This window comes from uncultured Gimesia sp. (assembly GCF_963972345.1).
Lineage (GTDB): Bacteria > Planctomycetota > Planctomycetia > Planctomycetales > Planctomycetaceae > Gimesia.
In genome coordinates this window covers 21,257-47,061 of record NZ_CAXAVM010000031.1, presented here as the reverse complement: position 1 = coordinate 47,061, position 25,805 = coordinate 21,257, and the positions used below count along the sequence as shown (strand labels likewise).

Below are 25,805 nucleotides of genomic sequence, written 5' to 3'. Positions count from 1 at the left end.
CTTCGGGTGTAATCGAACCCCTTATGACTTTCAAGGCTGTCCCAGTAAAAAGTCGATGAGGTATAGATGGGAGTTGTACAACTGTTAAAGGTGCTGTCTTTATCAACGCCGGTATGTACGCACTTGGTTTCAAAACGCATGGTTAACTGTCCAAATCTGTGTGAATATCTGAAGGGATTCCCGTAACTACTACTGGCTGGTGTGCTGTTCCGAAAGACACCGGTCCAGTCTGAGGGTTCCGTGTAATTTCTGTTTTATAGAAGAATACAGCCGCTGACCGCTGGTGGCTACCGTTCGGGCAGGAGAACAGGACGTAAAGATCTTTGTACAGCAGGTCTGTACTGAAATACTGCCCGGAACTGATTATTTTCTAATGACTTGTAGCTGCAAGCGCGATCAGCGAGCATCATCAAACAGTGAGGTGGACAAATAACGTTCCCCGGAGTCAGGTAAAATGACGACAATCGTTTTGCCTTCTGCTTCCGGGCGCCGGGCGATCTCTAAAGCGGCATGCATCGCGGCACCACAACTGATTCCACAAGTGATTCCCTCGCGGCGGGCAATTTTACCTGCCATCTCAAATGCTTCATCATCCGTGACCTGAATCACTTCATCAATCAGTGATGTATCACAATTGCCGGGAATGAAACCAGCTCCGATTCCCTGAATTTTATGTTTGCCTGGTTCTCCGCCTGAGAGGACTGGACTGCTGGTCGGTTCTACAGCCACAGACTTCAGGTTCAATCCCTGATCCTGTTTCAGGTACCGGGAGACGCCGGTGATCGTTCCCCCTGTCCCGACTCCGGCAACGAAGTAATCGATCTTCCCTTCGGTATCTTTCAGGATTTCTGGACCAGTTGTTTTAAAGTGAATTTCCGGGTTGGCTGGATTTTCAAATTGCTGTGGCATAAAAAACTCAGGGCTGGCTGCCAGTTCCTCCGCTTTCTGAATGGCACCTTTCATTCCATCCGCACCAGGAGTAAGAACCAGATTCGCACCAAAGCCTTTCAGCATCAGACGACGCTCCACAGACATGGAGTCCGGCATGGTGAGAGTTAACTGATATCCCCGTGCTGCACAAACAAAGGCAAGTGCAATTCCGGTATTGCCACTGGTTGGCTCAACAACCTGCATGCCCGGTTTCAACTGTCCACTTTTTTCTGCTTCCCAGATCATATTGGCGCCGATTCGGCATTTCACACTGTAAGCGGGATTTCGTCCTTCCACTTTTGCCAGTACCGTTGCCTTAAGTCCTTCAGTCAGGTGATGGATTTTCACCAGCGGAGTTCGGCCGATTGTTTCAGAATTATCATTGTATATGGACATGTCTATTTCTTTCGATCAGAGGAACTTCCAGACGATTTACCTAAACGGATCAGAGTCCGATGCTGTTTTTCGTGTAACGTAAATGTTGACGGGGCTGATAGTTGACAGCCCTCGCCAGATCGCCTGTATTATGTAAAATCGCCTAAATTGAGGCAATCCCTTTTCGATAGACTCCGCAATGTAAGTCGAACTCATTACAAAATAGCAGGTGCGAGCCGATTTTGGCAGAATCGGGACCTGACTCGTCCTGGATATTCGAAGTTTTTTGCTTCTGGAAATAGTTCGAAATCGAATGGCGAGTGAAGACTATTATCGTTTGATTGCTGAGAAAGTGGATGTAAAGGGACCCGATGGACCGGGTTTCAATTTCGTTTGAATACCAGTTTTCGTAGATGGTAACTCAACAATTCCATCGGGTGCTGCTCTCAAGGGGCCGACGTTAGAATTTGTGTCTTCTTTTGATGTCGCTACGTAATCAGGAAACTGCCTTGTTTGAAAGATGGTATTCTGCCAGCTGATCTGACCAGGGGTATAATAGTTGTAATTAAAATAGACGTCCTGGGAGGTGGATTCCAGAGTTGTATTGCAATCGATAATTGCCGTCTGTGTCATATGGCACTGGCTGGTACTATCAACGACCAGACCCGTCTGCGAGTCGGAAATGACCGAACGTTCTATGATTGCGGTTGCACCTTTTCGAATGGTCAACCCCGCCAGATTTCCCTTTCCAAAGAGAGATAAATTCTGTGCAAATAAAATGGTCCTGCAGAGAGGATTGTGTTCAGCTCCAATCAGGTGTCCGGGGTTTGATCCGGCAATATCGATTTCTTTCTGAATACTGTCTCTAATCTGGCAGTCAACAAGCGAGTGATAGCCGCCGACCAGGCTGACGCCAATCTGATTTCTCTCAGCGAGTACACCGTTGTAAACCGATCGCGAAGCGTTCACGTCCTGGATACCAAAAAAGTTGTCATGGACATAAGCATGTTGCACAATCAATCCGCCGGACTCGTGGATCGAAATTCCATCATCGCCGTTGTGTCGGGCGATCACATTCTCAAGCCGAACGCCACGGCAATCGCCATGGATATTGAATCCATCATTTGAGAAAAATTCAGCTGACAGATTGCGACAGACAATATAACTGGCGCTGGTCAGTGTAAAACCACTGACGCGTAATGTTGCTTCCAGCTCATAGTCAGCCGGTTGTTTGCCGACAGCGCATTGAAAATAGATTTTGTTTCCGTTGCGGTCCCAGTAGTGCTGACCGGTCTGGAGCAGAGCCAGGCTTTTCGCTTGAGGTATGCGTTTGCCTTGAGAGACCAGAAATGGATTCCCATAGGGAGTTTTAGCAAGAGGGAATACATAGAGGTCTTCTTTGACATTTTCCCATTTGGATCCATCGATGGCTTTCAATCCAGATAATACGGCCCCATTACCTTCGATGGCAAAGGAGCGATCAGGCCGCCCGCCCAGATTGCGGAACAGCATGGATTCCCGGTAGGGAATTCCCGTATTTGTGAGTTCCAATGTATCACTGGTCCCGGCTAACGAGATTGCTCTGGAAATTGTAGCGACCGCCGTTGACTGTGAAGTACCATCATGATTGTCGCTACCCGCTTGATTATCCACATACCAGATGGCGGCACTCGTTGATGAAATTACCTGTGGATTGAATAACAACCACAAAAGTAACAGACAACAATGAGTAAGATGTAAAGCTGAAAGCTGGTTTCGGCAACATTGAAGAATTAAGAACAGCATGAATAGGGCCTGAAACTTACCTGGGAATAAAAACAAAAATTAAAAGAGCGAAGAAAAATAGGGAATAATCTGCACACGAAACGCCTGAAGACTGAAGTATCCAAAGAAGGCTGCAGCCCATACCATTGCTACAAATCGAAGTGGGCTGGTACTGATGCTGCGACTGAGAATCTTTGAATTCATATAGAGCAGTATCATCGAATATAAAAACATCACACCCCCGTTCATGGCGGCTGAGGTTTCAATCAGAAACAGAGGCTGTTTGAAATGGGGATTGACAGAACCATATAGTAATATTGCAGAACCCAACAGAATCTCGCCCCAGAGGAAGCAGTAGTATAATTTACTCAGCGACCAGAGTGCATTGTCTCTGAGATAATTGACTTTCAGAATGTCGGCTGAGATACGGGCAGTCGCATCAAGTACACCCAGCTCGGTTGTCAGCAGAATGGCTGCTCCCATCAGCAGAAACATCAATTTGAAAGTGCTGCCGAGACGGCCTTCCAGCAAAATAGCCTGTCCCCAGATGAAGTTAAGGCCTGTTCCAAACTGCGATACGCCTTCTTTTAATTGTCCGTCGGCTTGATAGAACAACGAATAGGATATCAGTGATAATAAAACGAGGCATGCCAGGCAGGTCAGAAAGAAACTGAAAAAGTGCTCAATATTGGCAGCCCGCCACCACTGACGCCAACGCGTCTGGTTTTCGGCGGTATGTTTGAAATGATAGCCAACTTCACTGACTGCTTCCTCCTGCCCTGTAATCGGACTGGTAATGCGTCCGATATATTTACCCATGCCATAACCTTTATCTTTGATGAAATTACTTTGACCAAGATTCATCGTACCGCCGGCACCGGCAAAGGCTAGTGCTCCGAGTAATGCCATCGTATTCAATCCACTCGTTTCATCGGGCATCTGACCAATATTGATGGCACCTTTCATCATGGATGTAATGGCATAGGGCTCTATCAGATAGATCCCCAGGATGACTGCAATTACAAAGATCATGCCTACCAGGAAGATTTGAATTTTTTCTACTGTGTTATAAACGACAGGTCCAGTCGTTAAGACAATACCAACCAGTAACAGGCCACCTATTCCCAGGAAGGTGCTGTGCTTTGCTTCATACTGCAAATCTTGTCCCTGGTTGATTTTTTCAAACAGGGCCGGTGCATGATTTTGAACTTGATTCTGGATAAATGCATCACCGAGAATGTCGCGTTCGTCGGCACTCATGTCTCCACGCCATTTTAAAACTCCCGTTTCGGTGGAGTACTCAATCTTTTGGAAAGGAAGTTTATCCTGGGAGAACTGAGTCGGAGTCGGCTCTATTTGAACACTGGCAATCGTCTCAGGCCCGAAGAAAGTCCAACTGAGCATCGTGCCAGCACCGGTAGCCCAGCCTGGCCACGCCCAGGGAATAATATTTAACAACAGCATAATCCAGGCCCAGTGTTTATTCAGTCGACAGAAGCCGGTGATCGCACTTTCCCCCGTTGCCAGTGTCCAGCGCTCGATTTCCATATTCATGAAAAACTGTGTGAGTACTCCCAGCAGGCACGCCCAAAAGAAAATGAAACCCGTTTTATATGTGATATAGGGCCAGAGCACGAATTCTCCCGAACCCAGTGATAATCCAGCCAGCATGATGCTGGGGCCGATCATTTTTCGCCAGGAGATTGCTGGTGGCAGGTCCCGATATTTCAGAGGCGGCAAGGACTGGTGTGGTATGACTTCATCGGGTACCAGTTCTTCTTCGACAGCAGGTTGACTATGGTTGGACATGGGGCGTCTTTCGTGAACGGCGAGCGGGATTCAGAAGGATTTTTATTCTAAGGAGAATGAAACAGGATCGCCACTCCACTTATATGTCGCTACCGAAAAGGCGAGAAACGATGGATGTCATCAATGGGGGAAATTCACTCTTCTCAGTCTGACTGATGGAGGGTTTTCAAGAGGTTTTTCGAGGCACACTTTTTGCGATGTCACTTAAACCAACTATCTCTGCCCGACCTCCCGACTGATTTACCAGTTTACAAATTAATTTGACTGTCTCGAAATGAGGGTCTTCGACATACATGATTGAGGGGTGGCATAAGAAATCAAAGACGGAGCCCTGCTCGATCGCTTGTTGGATGCAGAGTTCGACCGACTTCAGAAAATATTTCAATTTCCAGTGACTAGTGCGAAACGCGCCGACATCACTGATGGGGCTCATGGGAATTTCAACCAGACCAGAGGGATAAATATAGGGTTGAGCTTCTTTCTGTGCAGTAAGGATCGACTGATAAATGTCGTTGTCCGGTTCCGTGTCGGGAGAGCTGTATTTATGGCTGGGATATTTGGAACTGACCCAGGAGAAGCCTTCCGCCAAGAGCATGTTTTGTAAGTCTTCTCGAGCATCCAATGCGGTACTGGATCCCCCCGGGGTCCGGAAACCATCAGGTGAAATGTTCAGTCGTTGTTTCATCGCTTCCGTAGTCAGGCGAATATTTTGACGAATAACCTGATCTGCAGACTTTCCTCCCAACAACCAGGGCGAACGTTGAAACCGAAATTGCGTTTTCTCCGGATCTGTTGCCCAGACATTGACATGGTCATAAGTATGATTGCCAATCGGGTGGCCCAGTTCGGAAATGGTTTTCAACCATTGGATATCTTCCTGTTCCAGAACTCGTCCCACACAAAAGTAATGAACGAGTCCATTCAGTCCGGATGCAATTTCAGCTGCCTTTAAAGAATAGGCTTTTGTTTCCTGATTCAGATTCCCCTTTTGAAAATCCCATTCCAGCATATCACGTCGCGGATACTGGCGACTCATTTCCAGATCAAAGGTAATTGCGATTTGTGCTTTCGAGGTAACCGGGGATTCAGCGGCGCTAAAGTTGTATGGCTGAATTCCAAGAGTGGTGGCAATGGCTGAGCTCAAGAAAGAGCGGCGTGACAGTGAGAAATGGGAATCCGCTTTAAAACCGTTTTGAAAGTCCATCGTGAGTCCCGGGCCGGTCAGAAGGTTCGTGATTGCCAATATTAACTGCCGATTATATAAGAGAAGTTTAATGTTGCATCAGCTTTTTACAGGATGGTGAGATTTGTAAACCTGAAGTGCAACAAAAATGCAACAAAGACCTATAAAACAGGTCTCATTCTGTGTAATATCGTTTCTGAGGAAGCAAGAAAAAAACAACATGTATATTGCTTTGTTCAGGGATCGCTGGTACAATAATTCTCGTTGTCGGGGAGTGGTTTCAAGCCACAATACCATATCTGCCTGGGGGCAGCCGCGGAGTGACCGCTGTAGGTGTCACTAAATATTTATCGCGTCATTCTACCCAATCCAAGCGTCATTCCTGACTCTCAGGAAACGCGTTTTCACCTTTTGAAGCATATGTTTTGCGTCAGAGGTACGCGCATTCGCATCTGGTAAAAGACGAGATAAATCACTGGTAGGGTTTGATCTCATGACGGAATCAAATACGCACATTGAGTCTGATAGATTTGCATTCGAGTTGGTAGCTAATTTGGCAAAGTCTCCTGGAGCATTTCCTCAAACCGGAAAATTCAGCAGTAAGATCTGGGCGCAGCTGTTTGGAATGACAGAGAAGAATTTCAAAGAACTCTTGAAAGAAACCAGAATTCCCTACTTTAAATTTGGCAGCAATATCATCGTAGATGCCCAGGATTTCTGGTCAGGCCAATCGCACCGCGAAGTTTAAACCAATTTTCTTCACCTAGAGGTCTGAATCCCGTTACATTGCGAGATTGGAATCATTCTTATTTACCATGTCGATATTTGGTTATAAACAATTCCATCAAAGAAACATCTCTGAAACATTCGTGCATTTTAAATCAGGTGTTTCTTGGAATAATTGGTAAACTGGACCAAAAAATTTCTGAAAGACTGGAGTTAGTTGTCTGTTATATTTCAGACATTTAAGTGCGATTTAGTATCGAGCTATTATCACTGAAGTTAGCGTATTCGGCTGTTTTCGATCTGTATGAACTGTCCATTTTTCAAACGTAAGTCAACTGGAACGAGGTTCGAAAGTGATTCTATGTTGAGGGATAAATCTTTAAAACGTATGCAGTTAAAAACCTTAAAGTGTCGAATTTAAATATTATTTATATATAAACAGTAATCAACTTGTTGAAAACAGCCTTCTGATCAAAACGCCAACGCTATTGAGAGATGAAACTGTATACAACTCTTCAATTCTTTGGGTTTGTCTATGAAAGTTTTAATTGTCGACGATATTGGATATTCCTGCCATTATTATGCGCGACTCGTCGAAAAAATTGGCTTCACTGCAATCACTGCTTCTTCTGGATACGAAGCCATCAAGTTGCTCCAGACGGATAACGAAATTCATGTCGTACTGACAGACCTGGTCATGAGCGGCATGGATGGAGTTGATTTATTTCAACAGGCACAACAGGTAGAGCGATACTCAGACAGCGGTGCGGTTGCGCCACCGCAATTCATTCTGATGACTGCCGTCAGACCTGACAAAAACCCCCAGGATAAAAACCTTCAGAGAATCAAGCTGGCTAATGAACTTGGTTTCTCTAAAATCATGTTCAAGCCGCTCGACCAGAATGAATTAAAACAGGAACTGAATGACATGTCATTGAATGTGATTCATTCCACAGAAAGTGAGATGGTTCTGCATCTTTACTCGCCGACTCAAAAAGTCAGGCAGTCTGTAAGAGAAATCGTTGAGGCTGATAATAAAGAGGCGGCGTCCGAGTTTCTTAAAATTCTGCTGGAAGAAATTGCCAACCTGAAGAAATATCTGAAAACATCCTGATCACCCCTCACTTCATCATTTCGATCAGTTTAAAATAAACTGGCAGGTGAAAAATTCACATCAGGAACAGATTCAATAACTCCATTCGGTAAGCCGAAGTGAGGGAAAATTATGGCAAAGTGTGACCAAGGCTATCTCTGCGTGGTATGTGGTGAAGAAGTAGAACATATCGAAGATAGCGGTTTATATCTCCGCTACGTTATTGGTGAAGTACATGCAGAGGAATTGCAGGCGCAGCCTGAGCACCATGTACGCTGCAATCCCGTTCTGGCTCAGTTCATTGTCGACAATGGCTTTGAGCCGATTACTGTAGATGGGCCTTTTGATAAACGGGAACTGGATTCCGAAGAAGTCAAGTTGCGGGAATCTCTGGTTACCAGAGGCTGGAGAAGATTACAGGAAGTCAAAAACAAACAACTTTCTATCAGCGAATTTCCGCTGGATCTGTTTGACTGACTGATAACTTAATTATGAGAGTCGGAATATAGTATCCGATGCAATTTAAACACCTGTCGTTCTGAGCAACGGCAGGTGTTTTTTTATTGCCTGTCTCTGTTGTGTCACTCGTGCCTTTCATGAAAATCATGGTTTCTGACAACAGAAATATATGTTTTCGCGGGATTATCATGGCAGAGTCAAATCGAAAAGGGATTTTCATTCCCGCCTGGGTTATAGCCTGCATTTTTTCGCCCATTGTTGCGGGTGGCGTGGGCGCGATTACCTGGACAGCGAAAACGTTAATTGAGCACAGTCATCAACTGATAGAAATTGATGAAAAACTGGATGCGAATAAAGAACTGTTGATCGAAATGGTGAACTCGCATGAAAGGCGGATCAGCCGCATTGAGGACCGTGTGTTTGGAGATAGCCCATGATAAAGCTTGCAACAGCTGATTTGCCAGAAGCACTGGTAGAGCTGATGGAAGGTCCAGAGCCTCCTGATTACTTCATCTCAAACGGTTGCAGCTACTCACCGGACCAGTGGGGAGGCGTTGATATCCGACCTGCCTGCCACTGGCATGATTTCGCCTATCAGCGGGGTGGATGTAAGAAAGATCGGGAACTGGCAGACGGTCAACTGTATCGGAATTTGAGACGCTGTGATCTGGGGAAGTTCATGGCAAACATTTACTACCGTCGTGTGCGGTTATTTGGTGTGGCGGCATTTAATTGGGCTGAGGGGAAGGTTCCAAACAACCCCTGGCACTACTGGCTTTTGTTCTGGGATCGGTATCTGAAATGGTAAAAACACTCACAATTCTATTTGTGTTGATGATAACTTCCGTTGTGCAGGCGCAGGCGCTGGCGATCAGGACGACTGAAACCGAATGCACTCCCAATGGTGGATGTCGGCAGTTGATCGGGATCGGGGCGTGTGCCTATGTGGGAGACATCGAGAGCCGTTCTGTCTTCCTCACAGCAGCTCACAACGTCAACCAGGCTAAAACCATCCACATCGGCTATAACGGCCAGTGGTGGGGCGCTCGCGTCGTTCACAAGCAGTACGCAAGCAACGTCGATTACGCAATCATCGAAACCCAGAGCATCAAGGCCACGAAATGCTTTAAGGTGGCAGAAGCCTATCCTGTACATGGAGTTGATGCGGTCGCTTATGGCTATTCAAACGGGGTTTATAACCTGCGATCACTGCGGGCCAAGATCCGAGTGACACGCCGCGGGCGATATTTCTCTAAGGTGGTAGCCAAGGGTGACTCAGGCGGGCCGATTCTGGTGAATGGTCAGGTGGTGGGCATTATCAGCGGGCATGACTACCAGAACACGATTTACACGGATGGCGTGCTGATTCGGCGGCAGTTGATCCAGATCTACGGCAGGCTTCCCCAGTGTGAGTGCGAGCCGTTGATTGTTGAGGAAACACCGGAAGCACCACCAGCGGACACAACCGATCTGACAGCCCTGCAGGGGGAATTGAACAAACTCAGGGTCGAGATAGACAAACTGAATAAGACGCAGATTCCTGTCTGGATTGTAGGTGCAGACGGTGAACCAGTCGCAAAACAAACGTACCCGCTTGGTGATCCTATCAAGCTTCGTTTTAAGGCCGTTAAACAAAGTGAGGCAAAGTAATGCCAGACGGCGATGATGTTTTAGATGTTGAGATCCCCATTGAGGGAGAAAGTGAGAAGGAGATGGCTGTGGATTTATCCGACAATGTTGCCAATCACATGCTGACGCAACTGATGCAGACCGGGACTGTCGCGCAGAACAACTTCGTGACCGTTCAGAAGGTGGTTGATTATGACTACCTCGAAAACAAACGCATGGTGACCCTGGACGAAGCCGTTGGTATTCGTGAAGTCGCCAGCAAAACAACTCCCGGTGGTCCTTCTCAGGCAAGCTAATGACTGACCCATTGGACGAGCTGATCAGGCAGAGTACAGAGGCTCATAATGCCATGATCTTGGAAAACAGCGAACTGGACCGGGCGTTTCAAGGTGGAACGTTCGGTGAGTTCGTGCAATCACGGAGCAGTAACGATGGTGGAGGATCTGAACTGGAAGGAGAAGCTAGCGCAGAAACTGTGGGCGGTGAAAGTGGGGGAGAGAGCGGAGGGGCTGAGGCAATCGGCAGCGAGGTTCAATAACGTGAATTCCCTGACAATGGCAACCCGCGAAAAACTTCTTGGCAAGGAGATTACCGACAACAATCGTCCAGAGGGCGAAGACATGCACATTGGCGACGATAACAGCGTGATACACCAGTACCTGCAACCACAACAGCAGCAGGGCAGCGTGATGGGTTCACTTGCGAAACTCGCATTGGGAGCGGGATTGATCACAACGGGAATCGGAGTGCCAGCGGGCGGTTACATGATCTGGGAAGCGTTGAAGAATCAGCCAACACAAGTCGATCAGACAATCGATACCAACACAGAATATGAAGTGGAATTGTTGCCGTAATTTAACCGGTTGGTTCGTTGTGATCACTGCTGCCTGAATGCACCCCAAGAAAACTGAGATTCTCCTTTTAGAATACAAAACGTGTATTGATTTAAGTCTTTTTAATGCGGATTTCTAAAGGGAGAAACAGATGCCTCAATTCATTGTTTATCTTTCAAAAGTTAACGGAGCACGGCCTGTCAAACGACTCGACCGAGAAGCGCAGACACATGTTTTAGCAGCAAAAATGGTGGAAGCAGAATTTCCGGATCTGTGTGTGAGTTCTGTCCTGGAAAAACATGAGCTTATTTCCACATGCGCCAGGTGTGGCGGACCTGTATTTAAAGGAGACTTTCATAAAGATCAGATTCGACAGCGAAATGGAACTAACCGATGTCTGGATTGCTTGTAGAGTTCATTAATCAGAGTGGGAGAGTTAATTGAAAGATCGAATCAGCAGTTTCAGACGCATCAAGGCATCTCTATTAAAAAGAAATGCCAATAACTGGCGTGAGCATACAGAATCACAGGAAACGGCATTACGTGCGATTTTGAATGAAGTCGGATTTGCTTCCGCATGTCTGGTACGTGACTGTAAGAATGGAACTTTTGAACTGATCGATGGACATTTACGGGCTGATATAGCCGAAGATGAAAAAGTGCCCTGCCTGATTTTGAATGTCACTAAAAAAGAAGCCGACAAGATACTGGCGACCTTTGATGTCGTGACTTCCATGGCCAGAACCGATCAGCTGGCGCTGGAACGGCTAATCGGAAGCATTTCGACAGAATCTGAAGAAGTACGAGATTTACTGGATTCCCTGAAGCGTGAAAATCTGGAATTCCAGGAAGTGTATGAGGCTGAAGATCAGACCCCAGTGCTGGTGGACACATACAGAATCCTGATTGACTGTGAAGATGAAGCGGGGCAGGTTGCTTTATTAAAACGATTCAAGAAAGAGGGAATACAATGCCGCGCCTGGATCTCGTAAAGAAAACGCGGGTCATTCGCAGTCCCCGAGTCATCCAACTGGAAGGCATGTTTGGAATGTCTGCTGAAACAACCAGCAGACAACAATGGACAGTCGATTTGCCGATCGAAAAGAATGAGTGGAATATAGGTCTGATCGTCGGTCCCTCAGGATGTGGTAAAACCACCATCGCCAGGGAATGTTTCAAGAACGAAATTATCAGTGAATTTAACTGGTACAAGCAGAAAAGTATTATTGATTCGTTCCCAGAGGAAATGGGAATAAAAGAGATTACGTCATTACTCTCATCGGTTGGATTTTCCTCGCCTCCCGGCTGGTTAAGACCTTTCAATGCATTGTCAAATGGAGAGCAGTTTCGAGTGACAATGGCAAGGGCACTTGCAGAACAATCAAAAACCGTTGTTATCGATGAATTTACTTCTGTTGTTGATCGGACTGTTGCAAAAGTCGGAAGTTGCGCCATTGCCAGGGCTGTTAGAAAAAGAAAACAGAAGTTTGTCGCCGTCAGTTGTCATTTTGATATTATCGAATGGTTAAATCCAGACTGGATTTATTTGCCTGCGACCAGCGAATTTCAATGGAGGTCTGAAAGGCAATCGCGACCACCCGTTACACTCCAAATTATTAACGTGCATCGAGATGCCTGGAAAATATTCCGCAAACATCACTATTTAGATTCTACCATTCAAAAATCAGCGAATTGTTTTCTGGCTTTAGTGGATGGGCAGCCGGCTGCTTTCACGGCTGTCATTCATTTTCCACACCGACAATCTTCATCATTTCGCGAACATCGTACTGTATGTCTTCCCGATTTTCAGGGAATCGGAATTGGTAACGCACTCAGCGAATTTGTAGCCTCTCTTTATGCCTGCAGGAAAAAATACACCAGTGTTACAGGTCATCCCGCTATGATTCAGCATCGCGCAAAATCAAAACATTGGCAGATGACGCGAGAACCTTCTTCCGTTTCCCGGCAAATGGGTCTGGAGAAAAACGGTAAACGCCGCCTCGCTTCCAGCAATGGCAGGGTGACAGCTGGATTTCTATATTGTGGACCCAGACATGAGGAAGAAGCACGACAGTTTGGATTAATTTGACAGCCTTACCAGGCGGCGCAGCGTTTCCAGGCAGTATGCGTCTGAAAAGCTTCGGCAGCTTTCACGCCAGATTGAGCGCCACGTGTACTGCATTGCTGAAGCATCAGTTCCTGCAAGGGAGAGAAGCTGGAATCCTTTCCTCGTTGCAGCTGACTCTGATGGCAGTTTAACATCAATATTTTCGTTTCGACAAAATCACTGATGTTGAGGTAAAAATGGGGGGCAAACGAGGTCATGTTGACCGTATCCATCCACCATAGTACAGGTGGTTTGGCCAGAGCAGGTGAAGCAGTTTTGTTACCCGCTGATGCGCTGAACCATGTCGCAGCTTCTGTGATCACCGAAGCCGCCCGATGGTCGGCATGATAATCCGACTGAGAATGGGCCAGGACAAGTGTCGGTGAAAACTGACGCATGATCTCGGTCAGTTTCCTGCGTAATTCAAGACTGTCAAAGAGGCCACCATCCGGTTGCTCTCCAAAAAACAGTTCCGCACTGACAATTTTCGCTGCAGACTGCATTTCCAGTTGTCTCACTTCTACCAGATTATCCAGAGGAGGGTCTGGTTGTCCTTTATCTCCCTGACAGAGCACGCAGATTCCAATCACGGCGCCTGCCTGTTGTGCACGCGTCAGTGTACCGGCACATAATAATTCGGCATCATCTGGGTGGGCGACGACTGCCAGGATTCGTTCCTGTTCGAAATTCAATTTCATTGGTACGGTACTCTTAGACTGTATCTAGTTTTACTGTAGCGTTTCCAGGGCCATTTGAGCCGAGTATAATATATTAAGAGACGCTATGGTTAAATGTGATGTGCTCCAGAAGTATGTTTCCAGTTCTATTCAACGAAGACGAATATCAGGAGGCTCAGCTACATATTCCGCAACGGTTAGTGAGGCGGCAGGGTGCGTTTGGAGAAGTGAAGCGGGGCAGTCACTGGTAACAGGGCCATGCAAGACTCTACGAACGACAGAGCTCTGCCAGATCCGATTGCAATAAAAATGTAGCTCCGCTGCAGACAGGATTTCTTTCATGCCAATCGTAACAGCCCGCCATGGGATGATCGAAATCTCACCGCCGACAGTTACCGAATTGATGGTGCGGGTCTCACGCGTCAAATCCAGATTCCGAGTCGAAAGCTGCGCAAATTCTTCTGCGCTGTTTGTTTGATCTGCCTCCGGAGGTTCATTGAATGCGATGTGACCATTAATTCCGATCCCGCCAAAACAAGCATCCACTCCTCCTCGCTGTTCGATCATTTTTAGTATGGCACCAACATCATTGGGATCCGGACAGATTCGATTCTCGGGTAGAGGAGCCAGATCGGGTTTTAGCAGATCATAAAACTTTCGATTCATATAACCTCGAAAACTGAGCGGATGAGAGAGATCGACCCATTGATCATCATCTGTCAGGTACTCGTCCATGTTAATCAGCATTACGTCTTTAACGGAGTATTGTTGCTGGTTAATCATATCTGCCAGAATGGGATATTGATCGACGGGGCCCACTGGGACAATAAGCGTTGCCGGTTTTCCTTTCGCTTCTGCAGTCTCAATAACTCGCAGCATGGCTATCGCCATATGTTGTGCGATATCCGGCATATCTTTGACAACTGAGAACTTAACGGAAGTTCCCGTCGCAAGTTCATTGCGTCTGATATCCAGGTAGTCAGGGAAGTGAAATGTCATGATATAATCTACACTTTATTGAAGCAGGGCGGGGTATTTCTGGTTGTTTTCAGTAACGATGGCTGGCTCATTACCTGCTATATTAATAACGAAGCGATAGAATAATGGATTCAGGAAAATTTAAAATATCAGTTTGCTCTCAAGGAATCTTCCTTTCGAGTTGCTCTTGATGTCACATATTCAAAGTTATAGCCATTTTATCCTGACGAAAGGAATACACAATGAAGTTGTTTCTGGATAGTGCGATTACAGATGAGATCAAACACAGCCTGGAATATTGGGATTTAGATGGACTGACTACCAATCCCAAACATATTAAAAATTCAGGCAAGCCTTTCTTTAGGGTGATTGAGGAAATCGCGGGACTCTTTTCTGGAACAGATAAACCGGTCAGTGTTGAAGTGGACCCGCATCTCACAGATTGGGAAAAGATTGTGGAACAGGGAGTGAAGCTTTCAAAAATGTCACCGAACTTTGTTGTTAAAGTCGGTGCCAGCGAGTCAGGGTTCAAAGCCATTCGAGAACTGACTCAACTGGGCATCAGAACAAATGCCACCCTGATATTTTCTGTTTCTCAAGCTTGGCATGCTGCGCGTGCAGGCGCTTATTTTATCAGCCCCTTCATAGGCTGGAAAGAAGCATACGGCGAATCGACCACGACTTTTATTCTGGAAGTTGCAGAAATGCTGGAGCGACATGAGTATGATTCACAGATCATCGCAGCCGCTATCAGGAACAGCCGTCAGATCACAGATGTTGCCCTCGCAGGAGCACACTGTGTGACTGCCGGCCTTGCCGTATATCAAGAGAGCATGCAGAACCCTTACACGGTTCACGGGGAAAAAATATTCCAGGCTGCCTGGGATGAAACTCCCTCTGAGGATTCCTGAAGATGACCATACCAGATAATGAATTCCGACTAATGTCAATCGATACAAATTCAGGTGAAAGTATGAACAAGACCTCGGTGAAATATTGTATTGTTATTCCAAAGTATTTCGTTTGCATTGGGGTTTTCGTCCTGATTTACCAGCTTTTACAGTTCTCCAACACTGCATCAAGCGCAATCAGGACTGAGAAGCCAAACGTGATTATTATTTTCACGGATGATCAGGGCTCAGTCGATCTGAATTGCTATGGTGCGAAAGATCTAATCACGCCTCACATGGATTCGATTGCGCGCCGGGGAATTCGCTTCACACAGTTTTATGCCTCTGCGCCGGTGTGTTCTCCTTCCCGGGCGGGGATGCTCACCGGCAGATTTCCTGCACGAGCGGGAGTACCTGGAAATGTATCATCGCATCACGGTAAAAGTGGCATGCCTGCTGAACAGGTCACGATTGCAGAGATGATGCAGCAGGCCGGCTATCAAACCGCGCATATCGGAAAGTGGCATCTGGGTTATACACCCGAAACAATGCCTAATGGACAAGGGTTCGAGACCTCATTCGGGCATATGGGTGGCTGCATCGACAATTACTCACATTTCTTCTATTGGAATGGACCAAACCGACATGACTTATGGGAGAATGGCAGAGAAGTCTGGCATGATGGCGCGTTTTTTCCGGATCTCATGGTAGAGAAGTGTCAGAGTTATATTCGGCAGGCAGGTGATAAACCGTTTTTTTTATATTGGGCCATCAATGTCCCTCATTATCCCCTACAGGGAAAAGCAAAGTGGAGAAAAGCTTATGCTCACCTGCCCTCTCCTCGAAATAAATATGCGGCATTTGTTTCAACGATGGATGATTGTATTGGTGAAGTGTTAGCAACGCTCGACGAATGCCAGCTTCGAGAAAAGACGATCATCATTTTCCAGTCCGACCATGGACATTCACAGGAAGAAAGAACGTTCGGAGGCGGAGGCAGTGCAGGCCCGTATCGAGGAGCTAAATTCAGCCTGTTTGAGGGAGGAATCCGTGTCCCGGCAATGGTTTCCTGGCCGGGAACAATCGCTGAAGGAGAAGTACGAAATCAACTGGCAACCGGATGTGACTGGCTACCTACCATTTCAGCTTTAACTGGCGCACCACTGCCTGAGCATCAACTGGATGGCAAAAATTTGAAAGCAGTCATCGAGTCTGCAGATGCCAGGAGTCCGCACGACCATTTTTACTGGCAGATTGGTAAAAGCTGGGCAGTCCGAGAAGGTGACTGGAAATTACTGGAGAACCCCCGTGACACCAGCCAGCAGGCACCATTGGGAAAAGATGATCAAATTTTTCTGGTTGATCTTTCCAAAGATATCGGCGAAACAAAGAATCTTGCCGCCCGGCATCCCGAAAAGGTAGATCACCTCAAGAAGATTTACAATCAGTATCAGAAATCATTGTCTGAATAAAGCTGACGGTGACCTGAAAGGATAACACATGAATCTTTCCGCAGAGAAACAGAAAAAATTTAACTCACGGTCGATTCGTATCGGGTTGATCATCGTCTTCGCGCTGGTGATTTATTCTGTCAGACAAAACCAGCGGACACCTTCTGAAGAGGTTCGCAACGAAACGTTCGAGTCCCCGAAACAGCACGCCACTCAGGACTCCGCACATAGAACGGGATCGGGTGGTTCTTCCATTTTAAAACCGGGATCAGTTCAGGATCAGACTTCAGACAGGACATCTGACAGCATGTCCCTGAAAGAACAGCTACCGTCTTCGAATTCCGAAAATAAATCCACAATGCCGGATCTACCTGGATTGGGCGAAAAGCAAACGCCGGCAAAATCCAGCAGGCCACCTCCTGCTGAGAAAGTATCTGATTCGAAATCGCAGCCAGACTTGGGGCAGCTTCGTGATTTAGGAGGTAAAGTCTGGGAGTCCGCTGCAGGACTCAAGTATGGTCCTGGAAGCCAGGAAAAACACCGTTTATTGCATGTGATGAAACATGCAGAAGATCAACCGGATCGCCCCGGTAAACATGGAGTGTTTGACGGTGATGGTGTGAGAAAAAATATACTGGCGCTAATCGATGAGGCTTATCTCAAAGCGCTTGCAGGTGGCAAAACTGTAAATAAAAAGAAAGAAGGGACACGAGTTGTTTACACCGTCGATATGAAACGTCCGATCGGTTATGTGGGAGGTCGCGTCGGTAACCAACAGGGAAACCCAAAAGCTTACAGGATACGGATAGTCCTGGAAGGCACTGATGTCATTTCAGCATTTCCCTTGTAAAGATTAAATTGAAGGTGCAAAACATGTATTACGCAGGGATTTGCTCTTTTTGCGAACAGGGCGCACTGGGGATTCGGATTTGCAGCAGTGAAAAACACGCTCTCATACTCTGCGATGAGTGTGATGCAGCCTGGGAATCGACAGATCTTTCACAGAAACCTATGTTCCCCGCTCAACCGGACCTGCCCTGCCCTTGTTGTTCAGGAAATTTAATGGTTCCTCCCGCTCACTGGGCCAGCTTTGGTGAAATCTATCAGAGAGGTTGGATCTCGGTGGTAACAGGTCAGACAGACGATTGACTGAGATTCGAGACAGGGTTCAGAATACAATCTCCAGAGTCTGATTTTCTTTCAGAACTCTGGATCTGATTTTGATGGTGTCGCGCGTCGCTGGGATTTTTGATCCTGGAACTTTAACGATTAATTGTGCGACCCGATTTTTGAGAGGTAGATAATCCCCTTTATCAACCGGTCGGATATCGCCTACTGCATTAGGTGTGAAGGTAGAATTGAGCCACTTCGAGTCCCAGGGAATCGCCTGGCGATGGTCATCAGTCCCCAGAACGAGACCTGAGAGGTCCGAGGCACGGTAACGGGTTGAGTTATAACTGGCAGGAAGTTTAACCTGGATAATAATCAGATAGTCTTCATTTAAATCCGGGTCTTTAGGGACAGTCCAGGCAGTAAAACTGCCAACGGTGACGGCATTTCCCATTGGTTTTAATTTAAAATCTCCCCCCCCCGCACCGGCCCCGTCACCTTCAGATTCACCTGTTCCTTTGCCAAAATGAGCAGAAAAATCTTCCTGAATTTCTTCGACTGTATTTTCGTTCTCCCCCGTCATTGTTTTGACAGGTTGCATGACATTAAACTCGGTGGTTTGCCCCCCTGCTTCTTTGATGCGGGTATCGAGAGGACCATTCAGTGAGAAGTTTTGATCATCCTCAAGACTGACAAGTGTAGAAATATCATCATCTCCCTTAATTCCTCCGACAATCACGATCGCCATCAGGGTTAATACTGTCGAATGGAAAAGTAAGGAAATCAAATATCCCGTTGCAGTAAAACTGGCCAGCCAGATTACGGTTTTCTGTTTCAGCGAGAGCATGGTATCATCATTTTTGTCCGGATGTAATTCATCCTGAGGGGAGTCCAGGCGCTCCTTTAATGCAGAGACCTTGGATGATGAGTCCGCTTTAAAATACGTTGCGGACCTGGATTGGTTCGACATAGAAACCGTCGCTGACTGGGAACAGCCGAGGGTGGCATCACCTGTGTCATTGATACCAGTCGGCTCTCTGTGGTTCAAATTCATGTGGCAATCCTTCAACGTCTCATCTGAGTGAATGAGGATGGCCGGAAGGGTTATGCAGGGTGCTAACCCATTACTGTCAATTACGTATTATTATATAACAGTTCTACCAGAATTGAATGTTTTTTTCCTGAGAACATAAGGTTCTCCAAAGAGACTGTTTTACCAATTCGACGAGAAATAGTGTACAGAGTGGGCCTGCAAACCAGGTTCTGAGAACGAGGCATTTCAAGCGAATGTGTCTGATCAGACCAGAACACGATGCAATTCCTGGACGGTAGTAAGTCCCTCCAGCACCTTGGCCTTTCCGGATTCTTCCATGGTGGTCATGCCCAGGCTGGAAGCTAGTTTCAGGATCTCCGATTGTGTCAATCCGCGGAGAATGGCGTCTCTTAACTCTCCCTTGATCCCGAGCGTTTCAAATATTCCCGTTCGGCCTAAATAGCCAGTTTGGAAACAATGTTCACAACCAGTACCCCTGGCTATTTTTGAATCAGACAGTTGATCCGCATTAATGCCCAGGTATTCGCAGGCTCCGGTATCAGGTTGATAGGGAGTTCGACACTTTTCGCAGATGCACCTCACCAGACGCTGTGAAATAATGCCCTGCAGACTGTCAGTGATAAACATGGAGGGAATTCCAAACTCACGGAAAACATCAATGGCAGCTACAGCATCATTGGAATGCAAAGTGGAGAGTACACGAATGCCTGTCAAACCTGCCCTTACGGCGATATGAGCTGTTTCAGAATCACGAATTTCCCCGACCATGATCACATTGGGGTCCTGGCGGAGCACACCTCGTAATGCTTCAGCGAAACTGAAACCGATTTTGGGGTCGATCTGGATCTGGTTCACGCCTTCAATCCGACGCTCCACTGGGTCTTCAATAGTTGCCAGACTCATTTCAGGCTGGTTGAGATGGTCCAGGCAACTATAGATTGTAGTGCTTTTACCCGAGCCTACCGGACCTACACTTAGAATCATCCCGTAGGGGGCCTGACAATATTTTGTGATCTCACTTGTCTGTCGTTCACTGAGCCCCAGTTCACTGAAATGGGTAAACCGTTTATGATCTGGCATCAACCTCAGTACAAGTCTTTCGCCGTGAATCGTGGGCCCTGAGCCTACCCGTATGTCTCGACGGTTCTGCAACGTCTCGTTATTGATATGACCATCCTGCGCCAGGCGACGTTCAGTGATATCCATGTTTGCCGCCAGTTTGAGTCTGGAAATGACTGAAGCTGCTGCCTCTTTGGGGAGCTGAATAATGTCATGCAGCATTCCGTCGACACGTAGTCGGAGGCGCAACCCATCATCCAGAGGATCCAGATGGATGTCTGTTGCCTGTAACTGGAATGCTCTTTCCATCAATAAATCTACAAGGGGGCCTGGACCTACAACATCAACCAGTTCTCTCAACTCTGCCTGAAGGGCCTGCTGACGTCCTTCCTGCTTATTTTCGGGTTTTGCTGACGAATCTGACATGGCTCAACTCTTTCTGTCCTGACCTATGATATTCAAGTTGTTTTCTTATTTGTCGTTTGTGATTGTGGTGGCTATTCCGGGTTCAAAACAATTTGAATATGCCAAGTCCACCTACAATAAGACTGCAGATAAGAACCACTACACCCAATACCCGTATATTCTTTCTGCGGTCAGTAAGTACTGTTGCACTTAGTAATATGCCCGCGACTGAGAAGGAAATGGTGGCCGCTAAGGCAACCTTCGGATCCAGGTTGAGTGATTCACTCACATATAATGCGAAACAGATAACAGCAGAAAGGACAGCCACAATGCCTAGAAGAATGGGTGTCGAGAAGTTCCGTCTGCGCTCAATACGCTCCTGCTTGAGGGTCTGGTTTAAGTGGTTGATGGCTTCTTTTTCAGTGGGGACAATACACCAGACTTTTTTCAAGCCGGAGATATTAAGTACTTCTTCAACCATTTCGCTTTGATTCAGAACGGCCGTTTTCCCGCCCTGTTCATCAACCAGCTTCCAGACTTGAATCACTATGGCGACCAGTGAACTGCTTATATAGTTCAATTTTGATAAGTCGATTATCACCGTGGGGCGTTTTACTTCCTTCAATACCAGTAGAAGCGAATCACCCAGTGATTCCAGTTCCGTCCAGGCTGAATCATTCAATTCTGGAAGTAACTGGACTTTGAGATGTTCGTTTACGTTTGTGATACGGTAAGGGGCTTCCCGGGTAGTCATTTAAACCAATCTCCAACTAATCTCGGTATCTGATGCATCTGAGGGCCCGGCATTAGATTAAAGTCTAATCAGTGAGTACTGGTTTGATCGTACTATATAAGATCGGCAATAATCGTTGCATGTAATGCAAAATACCAATGGAACCAGAATTTACCTATCGAAATTTGGACCAAAGTGCGGGATTTACTAAGTATTTTAATACAAACAAGTTCGCTTCATCACTTGTTAATATTTTCAAATAATCATCCATATAGTTTCAAACCAAGAATGTGTATTTATGAACATATCAGCTTGCTGGTATGTCTGCTGGCTGTCTGGAAATAACCGATCGAGATATTCGACAGGCATTAATTCAGGATTTTTCACTGGAAGTTGATGTTATGTCAAGTATTCTGAACGTAGGGATTGTGTCTGCAACCCAAGTTAGAAAGGTCAAACAGTTAAATACCAGACAGTTAGCTTAAATTCAGTTTGACTATGCTTTTTAGGCGTATTTATAATTAGGAAATAACCGATTTCACAATATAGGTTGTTTTTGCGTACGAATTACCTGTAGCAGTTATCTAATCATATCGTCTCAAGAGAGCCTTTTCGCCGCAGATCGATTTTCTGCTTTATTACTTTCATAACTCAGGTATTTTGCCCTGATTCTTTCTTGAAATGACTCAATTCTTTTAACTCTTATTCCGCAATAGGAATAAAGTGAATAGCCTAAGCTTAAAAGATAAAGCATAATAAATATAGAGAAATCAGAGTAGTTCAGCGTATTTACCCTGACACAGGAATGTATCAATGACCCTTCTAAGTAAAATCCTGTTAGTACTGGTATTTTTTGCCAGTATTGCCTTTATGGGATTTGCCGCAGTCAGTGCTGTTGGAGGCCCCAACTGGTCTCAAGAAAAAGACGCCTTGACTGATTATGTATTTGAATACCAGGCTGGTGAGAACCCGATCTGGTCTGTAAAGACCAGAAGGGGAGGTGAGCAACTTACTACTTCTCCCGTATTGGCAAAAGTCATCGTGGCCGCACAAAAACACAAACTTCAGCAACAGAATGAAAAGCTGGATGAGGTTACGAAAACAATTGAACCACTTAAGACATCGATCAAAAGATGGGAATTGATAAATAAAGTCGATCGAACGGCAATGAAGGATAAAGCAACCGAGCTGAAACAGAAAATAGTTCAACTCGATCAGCAGATCATTCAGCTTGCAAATGAAGGCATCAAAATTGGCCAGCAGACTCTGGAAGTAAATCAGGAAGCTTCCGAACGTAGAGCCGATATATTTCGCCTGCGAGATCAGATTGATGAAATTCGAAATGAACGATTTCTAGCGGAACAACAACAGAAAACTCTTCGTGATTATATCGATCGCATTCAGGGAAAAGTTCAGCGACTGCAGAGACAAAAAGAGTCGTTGAAAAAAGTCGTGCTGGCTCCTGGAAACAATATCGAAGAAAAAAAAGAGCTTTCTCAGAAGTAAAAATATAAACTCGTCATTTAAAACAAATATCAGGAGCGATTAGATGTCGTTTGTCGGCAAAGTACTGGTCGTCGTTCAAGTTGTACTCAGTGTCTGTTTCATGGGATTTGCAGGTGCTGTCTTTACTGCTCAAAACAACTGGCGCAATGAAAGTCTTAAACTCAAAGACAATGTAGCCTCTCTGCAGAAAAGCATGAACGAATTAGAGTCAGAATTTAATAATGAAAAAACTGAGATGACGAAAGAGCTGAATAAAGCTCAAAGCGAAGCAGAGACTGCCAAAGCTGCCAACGAAGCACTGCTGGCACAGACTAAGACTTTGCAGACTCAGCTCGATACTGCTCGCGTAGAGCGCGACACATCTGTTGCTCAAGCAGAAACAACCGGGGAAGAAGCAAAGTTTCGGCGTCAGGAATCAGATCGACAGCGGGTTGTGAATAAATCTCTGCATGATACGGTGAATGAATTACGTGCCAAAATCAAAGGTCTTGAAGATACAATTTTCACACAGTCAATTCGTGAGAAAAACCTGGTTGCCAAGCACACAAAAGTGGTAGAAGAACTTAACTACTTAAACAAGATTGTTGCCAACCTGGGGATTGATCCCCAAGATCCCGCAATCGCCGGAATGCAGTCTCCTCCACCGGCTGTGGAAGGCCTGATCATCAATACTAAGAAAGATAAACGAAACGGTACACGGTTTGTCGAAGTATCACTGGGTAGTGATGATGGACTCAGCAAAGGGCATCAACTGTTTGTATATCGTTTTGGTACTGAAGCGAACGGGAATCGCCCCAAGTATCTGGGTAAGATTGAACTCGTTTATGTCGATCCTGATAAAGCTGTCGGGACAGTAATAGACGCCGCTAAAAATGGTGTGATTGAGAAAGGTGACCATGTCAACTCGAAGCTCTAAATCTAAAGGAAAAGCCGGTGCAGGCGAAGCAGCTGGCCCTAATATCTACGTAGGATTGTTATTTGTCTCTCTTTCCGCATTGATTGCAGGAATTGTCTTTCTCGTACTGGAGCTCCAGACTTACAACTGGGAACTGGGTGGTTGACCACCAGGCTACTCACAAATTCAAAAAGAGCACTGTATCTGTTACGGATACAGTGCTCTTTTTTTAGAGTTGGTGGAATCAGGGTGAATCGGTTTCAATATCATAGTCGGCAGATTTCCAGCCACTAAAGCCACCATCCATCGAGATCACATTCGTGTAACCCATCGTTTGCAGATTGTCGGCCGCTAAAGCAGAACGAAAGCCACCTCCGCAATAGAGAATCAAAAGTGTAGATGTATCAGGTATCTGTTGTTCTATATCTCGTTCAATAATTCCTTTGCCCAGATGAATCGCACCAGGGATCCTGCCTTGACTGAATTCATGATCTTCCCGGACATCAATCAGAGTGAATTCTTCTCCTTTATCACGGCGTGATTTCACATCATGAACCGTGCATTCAGGAACGCGTGACTTGGCAGAATTGACGATATCGAGAAAACGAGGTGAATGATTTTTGGCCATATCAGTTCCTTGTTCAGAGGTAGTTAGATAAAAAATTAAGATAATCAGCAAGGTGATATCAGGAATTCAAACGGGTGGAAAGAAAATCATCGATCGCCTGGTTCACTAAATCTGGAGCTTCCATGGGAGCCATATGGCCTGCATCACTCACTTCGAAATACTTTGATTCCAGCACTTGAGTACTCATCTGTTGCATCACCGCCGGAGGGGTTAATCGGTCCTCTTTCCCTACGATAAATAAAGTCGGGATATGGATGTCCTTGATCAGATCAGAAAAATCAGAACGTGCGGCCATACCTTTCTGACTGGCGGCAATACCCTCGCTGTCTGTCGCTTCAATCATCGAGATAAGGTGTTCAGAAATATGAGGCTGGTTCTGTTGACTGGATTCACTGATCAGGTTCGGAATCATGGCTGTTGAAATCGCTTCCGGACCATGCCTCAGCACTAGATCGGCCATTTTCAAGCGATTATTGACGTCTTCTTCTGAATCAGCATCCGCTCGAGTGTCACACAGAATCAATGCGTGTAATCGATCAGGGAAATGCTTCCAGAATTCCCAGGCGATATATCCGCCCATCGAGAGACCACAATAGGAAACAGGATCTTCAATTTTCAAGTCTTGTAAAAGCACGTTCAAATCCCGAGCGTGTTGTTCCATTGTTACAATCCCGGGAGAAATATCTGAATCCCTAAATCCACGCAAATCGGGCGCGATAACCGTATAGCTGGATTGAAAATGCTCAATTTGTGGCAGCCACATCTGGTGGCTCAAAGGGAATCCATGGACCAGGAGCAAAGGAGGTCCAGATCCCGCGATCAGGGCTCGCATACAAATTCCATTTACACTCTGCTCCACAAGTTTCCGATTCATGTTCCAGTCTTTCGGTTTCATCATTCCAGAATTGATTGCAAGTTGAAGTGAATGAAGAAGCCACTTCTGATTAGTCAGTCTTCTTCAAGGCCTGTCGAATCCCCTCTTCGAGAGATTCGGTTGATCTCGAATCTTCATTCCAGACAATTTTTCCATCAGTGCCGACCACCCATACTTGAGGAATGAATTCTGCCTTGAAGGCAGTAAGAGAATCGATGGCTCCGTAACCATTAGGCCAGGTGATTCCTGTGTCAGATAACCATTCTTTAATCTCGGGAAGCAATTCTTCACTGTCTGAGGTCAGGCCGATAAAAGCCACCTTTTGGTCTTTGAATTTCTCATAGATTTCAACCATATGCGGTGCAGCCATTCTGCATGGTCCACACCAGGTGGCCCATGCATCGACGACAATGACTTTTCCTTCAAGATAGTTGTTCTGGTGTGGATTGCCATTTACCCATCCTTCCGCTTTCAATGGAGGTGCCGTTTCGCCCACATTTAACAAGGTCAGATTTTGTGATGCTCGTCGGTTTCCATTCAATCCATAGCCTAACCAGACAGTAAACAGAATCACTCCAGCCAGGACCAGCACAAGCGCGATCGTAAAATCTTTTTTCATACTCTGATTGCTCATAGA

The 25,805-nt window shown here is 46.1% G+C and carries 29 protein-coding genes; 17 read left to right on the top strand and 12 right to left on the bottom strand.

Going from position 1 to position 25,805, the window contains the following annotated elements; translation table 11 throughout:
- Positions 1–396 precede the first annotated feature (396 nt).
- The 4 genes from cysK to AACZ40_RS07785 all read right to left on the bottom strand — a co-directional run bounded on the left by cysK (position 397) and on the right by AACZ40_RS07785 (position 6,082).
- Positions 397–1,326: a cysteine synthase A gene (gene cysK / locus AACZ40_RS07800; protein ID WP_291171366.1), complete on the bottom strand. Its 930-nt coding sequence runs from the start codon at positions 1,324–1,326 to the stop codon at positions 397–399.
- A 309-nt stretch (positions 1,327–1,635) separates the two neighbouring features.
- Entirely contained in the window at positions 1,636–3,009 is a 1,374-nt protein-coding gene (locus AACZ40_RS07795) for a right-handed parallel beta-helix repeat-containing protein (protein ID WP_339673869.1), read from the bottom strand.
- A 120-nt stretch (positions 3,010–3,129) separates the two neighbouring features.
- Positions 3,130–4,878, bottom strand: coding sequence for an Nramp family divalent metal transporter (locus AACZ40_RS07790; protein ID WP_291171359.1), 1,749 nt, complete (start codon positions 4,876–4,878; stop codon positions 3,130–3,132).
- A 166-nt stretch (positions 4,879–5,044) separates the two neighbouring features.
- Complete coding sequence (locus tag AACZ40_RS07785) at positions 5,045–6,082, bottom strand: polysaccharide deacetylase family protein (protein ID WP_291171357.1); 1,038 nt, start codon at positions 6,080–6,082, stop codon at positions 5,045–5,047.
- Between the two features lie 472 nt (positions 6,083–6,554).
- Here AACZ40_RS07785 and AACZ40_RS07780 point away from each other — a divergent pair, with 472 nt between their 5' ends.
- The 11 genes from AACZ40_RS07780 (at position 6,555) to AACZ40_RS07730 (ending at position 12,890) form a co-directional block, all read left to right on the top strand.
- Positions 6,555–6,809 (top strand): hypothetical protein, encoded by a 255-nt coding sequence (locus AACZ40_RS07780; protein WP_291171355.1) that lies wholly within the window; start codon positions 6,555–6,557, stop codon positions 6,807–6,809.
- Between the two features lie 513 nt (positions 6,810–7,322).
- On the top strand, positions 7,323–7,901 hold the full coding sequence (locus AACZ40_RS07775) for a response regulator (protein WP_339673864.1): 579 nt from the start codon (positions 7,323–7,325) through the stop codon (positions 7,899–7,901).
- A 111-nt stretch (positions 7,902–8,012) separates the two neighbouring features.
- Complete coding sequence (locus tag AACZ40_RS07770; RefSeq protein ID WP_291171351.1) at positions 8,013–8,357, top strand: hypothetical protein; 345 nt, start codon at positions 8,013–8,015, stop codon at positions 8,355–8,357.
- A gap of 170 nt (positions 8,358–8,527) precedes the next feature.
- Complete coding sequence (locus AACZ40_RS07765; RefSeq protein WP_291171350.1) at positions 8,528–8,776, top strand: hypothetical protein; 249 nt, start codon at positions 8,528–8,530, stop codon at positions 8,774–8,776.
- Positions 8,773–9,147 (top strand): hypothetical protein, encoded by a 375-nt coding sequence (locus AACZ40_RS07760; protein WP_291171348.1) that lies wholly within the window; start codon positions 8,773–8,775, stop codon positions 9,145–9,147. Before AACZ40_RS07765 ends, AACZ40_RS07760 begins: the two co-directional genes overlap by 4 nt.
- The gene (locus AACZ40_RS07755; RefSeq protein WP_291171347.1) at positions 9,141–9,989 is read left to right on the top strand and encodes a trypsin-like peptidase domain-containing protein; all 849 of its coding nucleotides are present in this window, start codon (positions 9,141–9,143) and stop codon (positions 9,987–9,989) included. The genes AACZ40_RS07760 and AACZ40_RS07755 overlap by 7 nt, the downstream gene beginning before the upstream one ends.
- On the top strand, positions 9,989–10,264 hold the full coding sequence (locus AACZ40_RS07750; RefSeq protein ID WP_291171346.1) for a hypothetical protein: 276 nt from the start codon (positions 9,989–9,991) through the stop codon (positions 10,262–10,264). The genes AACZ40_RS07755 and AACZ40_RS07750 overlap by 1 nt, the downstream gene beginning before the upstream one ends.
- A complete protein-coding gene (locus AACZ40_RS07745) occupies positions 10,264–10,506 on the top strand; it encodes a hypothetical protein (protein WP_291171345.1) in 243 nt (80 codons plus the stop codon). Before AACZ40_RS07750 ends, AACZ40_RS07745 begins: the two co-directional genes overlap by 1 nt.
- A 1-nt stretch (position 10,507) precedes the next feature.
- Positions 10,508–10,822 carry a hypothetical protein gene (locus tag AACZ40_RS07740; RefSeq protein WP_291171343.1) on the top strand — a complete coding sequence of 105 codons (315 nt, stop codon included), beginning with the start codon at positions 10,508–10,510 and terminating at the stop codon, positions 10,820–10,822.
- A 419-nt stretch (positions 10,823–11,241) separates the two neighbouring features.
- Positions 11,242–11,793: a ParB N-terminal domain-containing protein gene (locus AACZ40_RS07735; protein WP_291171341.1), complete on the top strand. Its 552-nt coding sequence runs from the start codon at positions 11,242–11,244 to the stop codon at positions 11,791–11,793.
- Positions 11,772–12,890 carry an ABC transporter ATP-binding protein gene (locus AACZ40_RS07730; protein ID WP_291171339.1) on the top strand — a complete coding sequence of 373 codons (1,119 nt, stop codon included), beginning with the start codon at positions 11,772–11,774 and terminating at the stop codon, positions 12,888–12,890. Before AACZ40_RS07735 ends, AACZ40_RS07730 begins: the two co-directional genes overlap by 22 nt.
- A gap of 5 nt (positions 12,891–12,895) precedes the next feature.
- On the opposite strand, the gene AACZ40_RS07725 is transcribed toward AACZ40_RS07730, so the two are convergent.
- Together AACZ40_RS07725 and AACZ40_RS07720 are read right to left on the bottom strand one after the other, a co-directional pair.
- Complete coding sequence (locus AACZ40_RS07725) at positions 12,896–13,606, bottom strand: PIG-L family deacetylase (protein WP_291171337.1); 711 nt, start codon at positions 13,604–13,606, stop codon at positions 12,896–12,898.
- 129 nt (positions 13,607–13,735) lie between these two features.
- Positions 13,736–14,584: a glucosamine-6-phosphate isomerase gene (locus AACZ40_RS07720; protein ID WP_291171335.1), complete on the bottom strand. Its 849-nt coding sequence runs from the start codon at positions 14,582–14,584 to the stop codon at positions 13,736–13,738.
- A gap of 221 nt (positions 14,585–14,805) precedes the next feature.
- On the opposite strand from AACZ40_RS07720, the gene AACZ40_RS07715 reads away from it, so the two are divergent.
- From AACZ40_RS07715 to AACZ40_RS07705, 3 genes are all read left to right on the top strand, one after another.
- A complete protein-coding gene (locus AACZ40_RS07715) occupies positions 14,806–15,474 on the top strand; it encodes a transaldolase family protein (protein ID WP_291171333.1) in 669 nt (222 codons plus the stop codon).
- A gap of 197 nt (positions 15,475–15,671) precedes the next feature.
- Complete coding sequence (locus AACZ40_RS07710; RefSeq protein ID WP_291171331.1) at positions 15,672–16,925, top strand: sulfatase-like hydrolase/transferase; 1,254 nt, start codon at positions 15,672–15,674, stop codon at positions 16,923–16,925.
- A gap of 286 nt (positions 16,926–17,211) precedes the next feature.
- A complete protein-coding gene (locus AACZ40_RS07705; protein WP_291171329.1) occupies positions 17,212–17,754 on the top strand; it encodes a hypothetical protein in 543 nt (180 codons plus the stop codon).
- Positions 17,755–18,072: 318 nt separating this feature from the next.
- Here the strand turns inward: AACZ40_RS07705 and AACZ40_RS07700 are convergent, their stop codons facing one another.
- From AACZ40_RS07700 to AACZ40_RS07690, 3 genes are all read right to left on the bottom strand, one after another.
- Complete coding sequence (locus tag AACZ40_RS07700) at positions 18,073–19,068, bottom strand: hypothetical protein (protein WP_291171327.1); 996 nt, start codon at positions 19,066–19,068, stop codon at positions 18,073–18,075.
- 243 nt (positions 19,069–19,311) lie between these two features.
- Entirely contained in the window at positions 19,312–20,553 is a 1,242-nt protein-coding gene (locus AACZ40_RS07695) for a GspE/PulE family protein (protein ID WP_291171325.1), read from the bottom strand.
- Between the two features lie 82 nt (positions 20,554–20,635).
- Positions 20,636–21,286, bottom strand: a complete 651-nt coding sequence (locus AACZ40_RS07690; RefSeq protein WP_291171323.1) for an STAS domain-containing protein — start codon at positions 21,284–21,286, stop codon at positions 20,636–20,638.
- A 792-nt stretch (positions 21,287–22,078) separates the two neighbouring features.
- Between AACZ40_RS07690 and AACZ40_RS07685 the strand changes: the two genes are divergently transcribed.
- The 3 genes from AACZ40_RS07685 to AACZ40_RS07675 are packed head-to-tail and all read left to right on the top strand — an operon-like array spanning position 22,079 to position 23,832.
- Positions 22,079–22,771, top strand: coding sequence for a hypothetical protein (locus tag AACZ40_RS07685; RefSeq protein ID WP_291171321.1), 693 nt, complete (start codon positions 22,079–22,081; stop codon positions 22,769–22,771).
- 43 nt (positions 22,772–22,814) lie between these two features.
- Complete coding sequence (locus tag AACZ40_RS07680; RefSeq protein ID WP_291171319.1) at positions 22,815–23,687, top strand: hypothetical protein; 873 nt, start codon at positions 22,815–22,817, stop codon at positions 23,685–23,687.
- The gene (locus AACZ40_RS07675; RefSeq protein WP_291171317.1) at positions 23,668–23,832 is read left to right on the top strand and encodes a hypothetical protein; all 165 of its coding nucleotides are present in this window, start codon (positions 23,668–23,670) and stop codon (positions 23,830–23,832) included. Before AACZ40_RS07680 ends, AACZ40_RS07675 begins: the two co-directional genes overlap by 20 nt.
- Before the next feature lie 78 nt (positions 23,833–23,910).
- Here AACZ40_RS07675 and AACZ40_RS07670 read toward each other — a convergent pair whose 3' ends face one another.
- The 3 genes from AACZ40_RS07670 to AACZ40_RS07660 all read right to left on the bottom strand — a co-directional run bounded on the left by AACZ40_RS07670 (position 23,911) and on the right by AACZ40_RS07660 (position 25,787).
- Positions 23,911–24,294, bottom strand: coding sequence for a rhodanese-like domain-containing protein (locus AACZ40_RS07670; protein WP_291171315.1), 384 nt, complete (start codon positions 24,292–24,294; stop codon positions 23,911–23,913).
- A gap of 58 nt (positions 24,295–24,352) precedes the next feature.
- Positions 24,353–25,126 (bottom strand): alpha/beta fold hydrolase, encoded by a 774-nt coding sequence (locus AACZ40_RS07665; protein ID WP_291171529.1) that lies wholly within the window; start codon positions 25,124–25,126, stop codon positions 24,353–24,355.
- A 112-nt stretch (positions 25,127–25,238) separates the two neighbouring features.
- Entirely contained in the window at positions 25,239–25,787 is a 549-nt protein-coding gene (locus tag AACZ40_RS07660; protein ID WP_291171313.1) for a TlpA disulfide reductase family protein, read from the bottom strand.
- Between the last annotated feature and the right edge of the window lie 18 nt (positions 25,788–25,805).

Excerpts from the sequence above, each read along its gene's own strand:
- cysK (WP_291171366.1), bottom strand. The coding sequence starts at position 1,326 with ATGTCCATATACAATGATAATTCTGAAACAATCGGCCGAACTCCGCTG.
- AACZ40_RS07790 (WP_291171359.1), bottom strand. The coding sequence starts at position 4,878 with ATGTCCAACCATAGTCAACCTGCTGTCGAAGAAGAACTGGTACCCGAT.
- AACZ40_RS07785 (WP_291171357.1), bottom strand. The coding sequence starts at position 6,082 with ATGGACTTTCAAAACGGTTTTAAAGCGGATTCCCATTTCTCACTGTCA.
- AACZ40_RS07780 (WP_291171355.1), top strand. The coding sequence starts at position 6,555 with ATGACGGAATCAAATACGCACATTGAGTCTGATAGATTTGCATTCGAG.
- AACZ40_RS07775 (WP_339673864.1), top strand. The coding sequence starts at position 7,323 with ATGAAAGTTTTAATTGTCGACGATATTGGATATTCCTGCCATTATTAT.
- AACZ40_RS07770 (WP_291171351.1), top strand. The coding sequence starts at position 8,013 with ATGGCAAAGTGTGACCAAGGCTATCTCTGCGTGGTATGTGGTGAAGAA.
- AACZ40_RS07765 (WP_291171350.1), top strand. The coding sequence starts at position 8,528 with ATGGCAGAGTCAAATCGAAAAGGGATTTTCATTCCCGCCTGGGTTATA.
- AACZ40_RS07760 (WP_291171348.1), top strand. The coding sequence starts at position 8,773 with ATGATAAAGCTTGCAACAGCTGATTTGCCAGAAGCACTGGTAGAGCTG.
- AACZ40_RS07755 (WP_291171347.1), top strand. The coding sequence starts at position 9,141 with ATGGTAAAAACACTCACAATTCTATTTGTGTTGATGATAACTTCCGTT.
- AACZ40_RS07750 (WP_291171346.1), top strand. The coding sequence starts at position 9,989 with ATGCCAGACGGCGATGATGTTTTAGATGTTGAGATCCCCATTGAGGGA.
- AACZ40_RS07745 (WP_291171345.1), top strand. The coding sequence starts at position 10,264 with ATGACTGACCCATTGGACGAGCTGATCAGGCAGAGTACAGAGGCTCAT.
- AACZ40_RS07730 (WP_291171339.1), top strand. The coding sequence starts at position 11,772 with ATGCCGCGCCTGGATCTCGTAAAGAAAACGCGGGTCATTCGCAGTCCC.
- AACZ40_RS07725 (WP_291171337.1), bottom strand. The coding sequence starts at position 13,606 with ATGAAATTGAATTTCGAACAGGAACGAATCCTGGCAGTCGTCGCCCAC.
- AACZ40_RS07720 (WP_291171335.1), bottom strand. The coding sequence starts at position 14,584 with ATGACATTTCACTTCCCTGACTACCTGGATATCAGACGCAATGAACTT.
- AACZ40_RS07715 (WP_291171333.1), top strand. The coding sequence starts at position 14,806 with ATGAAGTTGTTTCTGGATAGTGCGATTACAGATGAGATCAAACACAGC.
- AACZ40_RS07705 (WP_291171329.1), top strand. The coding sequence starts at position 17,212 with ATGTCCCTGAAAGAACAGCTACCGTCTTCGAATTCCGAAAATAAATCC.
- AACZ40_RS07700 (WP_291171327.1), bottom strand. The coding sequence starts at position 19,068 with ATGAATTTGAACCACAGAGAGCCGACTGGTATCAATGACACAGGTGAT.
- AACZ40_RS07695 (WP_291171325.1), bottom strand. The coding sequence starts at position 20,553 with ATGTCAGATTCGTCAGCAAAACCCGAAAATAAGCAGGAAGGACGTCAG.
- AACZ40_RS07690 (WP_291171323.1), bottom strand. The coding sequence starts at position 21,286 with ATGACTACCCGGGAAGCCCCTTACCGTATCACAAACGTAAACGAACAT.
- AACZ40_RS07685 (WP_291171321.1), top strand. The coding sequence starts at position 22,079 with ATGACCCTTCTAAGTAAAATCCTGTTAGTACTGGTATTTTTTGCCAGT.
- AACZ40_RS07680 (WP_291171319.1), top strand. The coding sequence starts at position 22,815 with ATGTCGTTTGTCGGCAAAGTACTGGTCGTCGTTCAAGTTGTACTCAGT.
- AACZ40_RS07675 (WP_291171317.1), top strand. The coding sequence starts at position 23,668 with ATGTCAACTCGAAGCTCTAAATCTAAAGGAAAAGCCGGTGCAGGCGAA.
- AACZ40_RS07670 (WP_291171315.1), bottom strand. The coding sequence starts at position 24,294 with ATGGCCAAAAATCATTCACCTCGTTTTCTCGATATCGTCAATTCTGCC.
- AACZ40_RS07665 (WP_291171529.1), bottom strand. The coding sequence starts at position 25,126 with ATGCGAGCCCTGATCGCGGGATCTGGACCTCCTTTGCTCCTGGTCCAT.
- AACZ40_RS07660 (WP_291171313.1), bottom strand. The coding sequence starts at position 25,787 with ATGAAAAAAGATTTTACGATCGCGCTTGTGCTGGTCCTGGCTGGAGTG.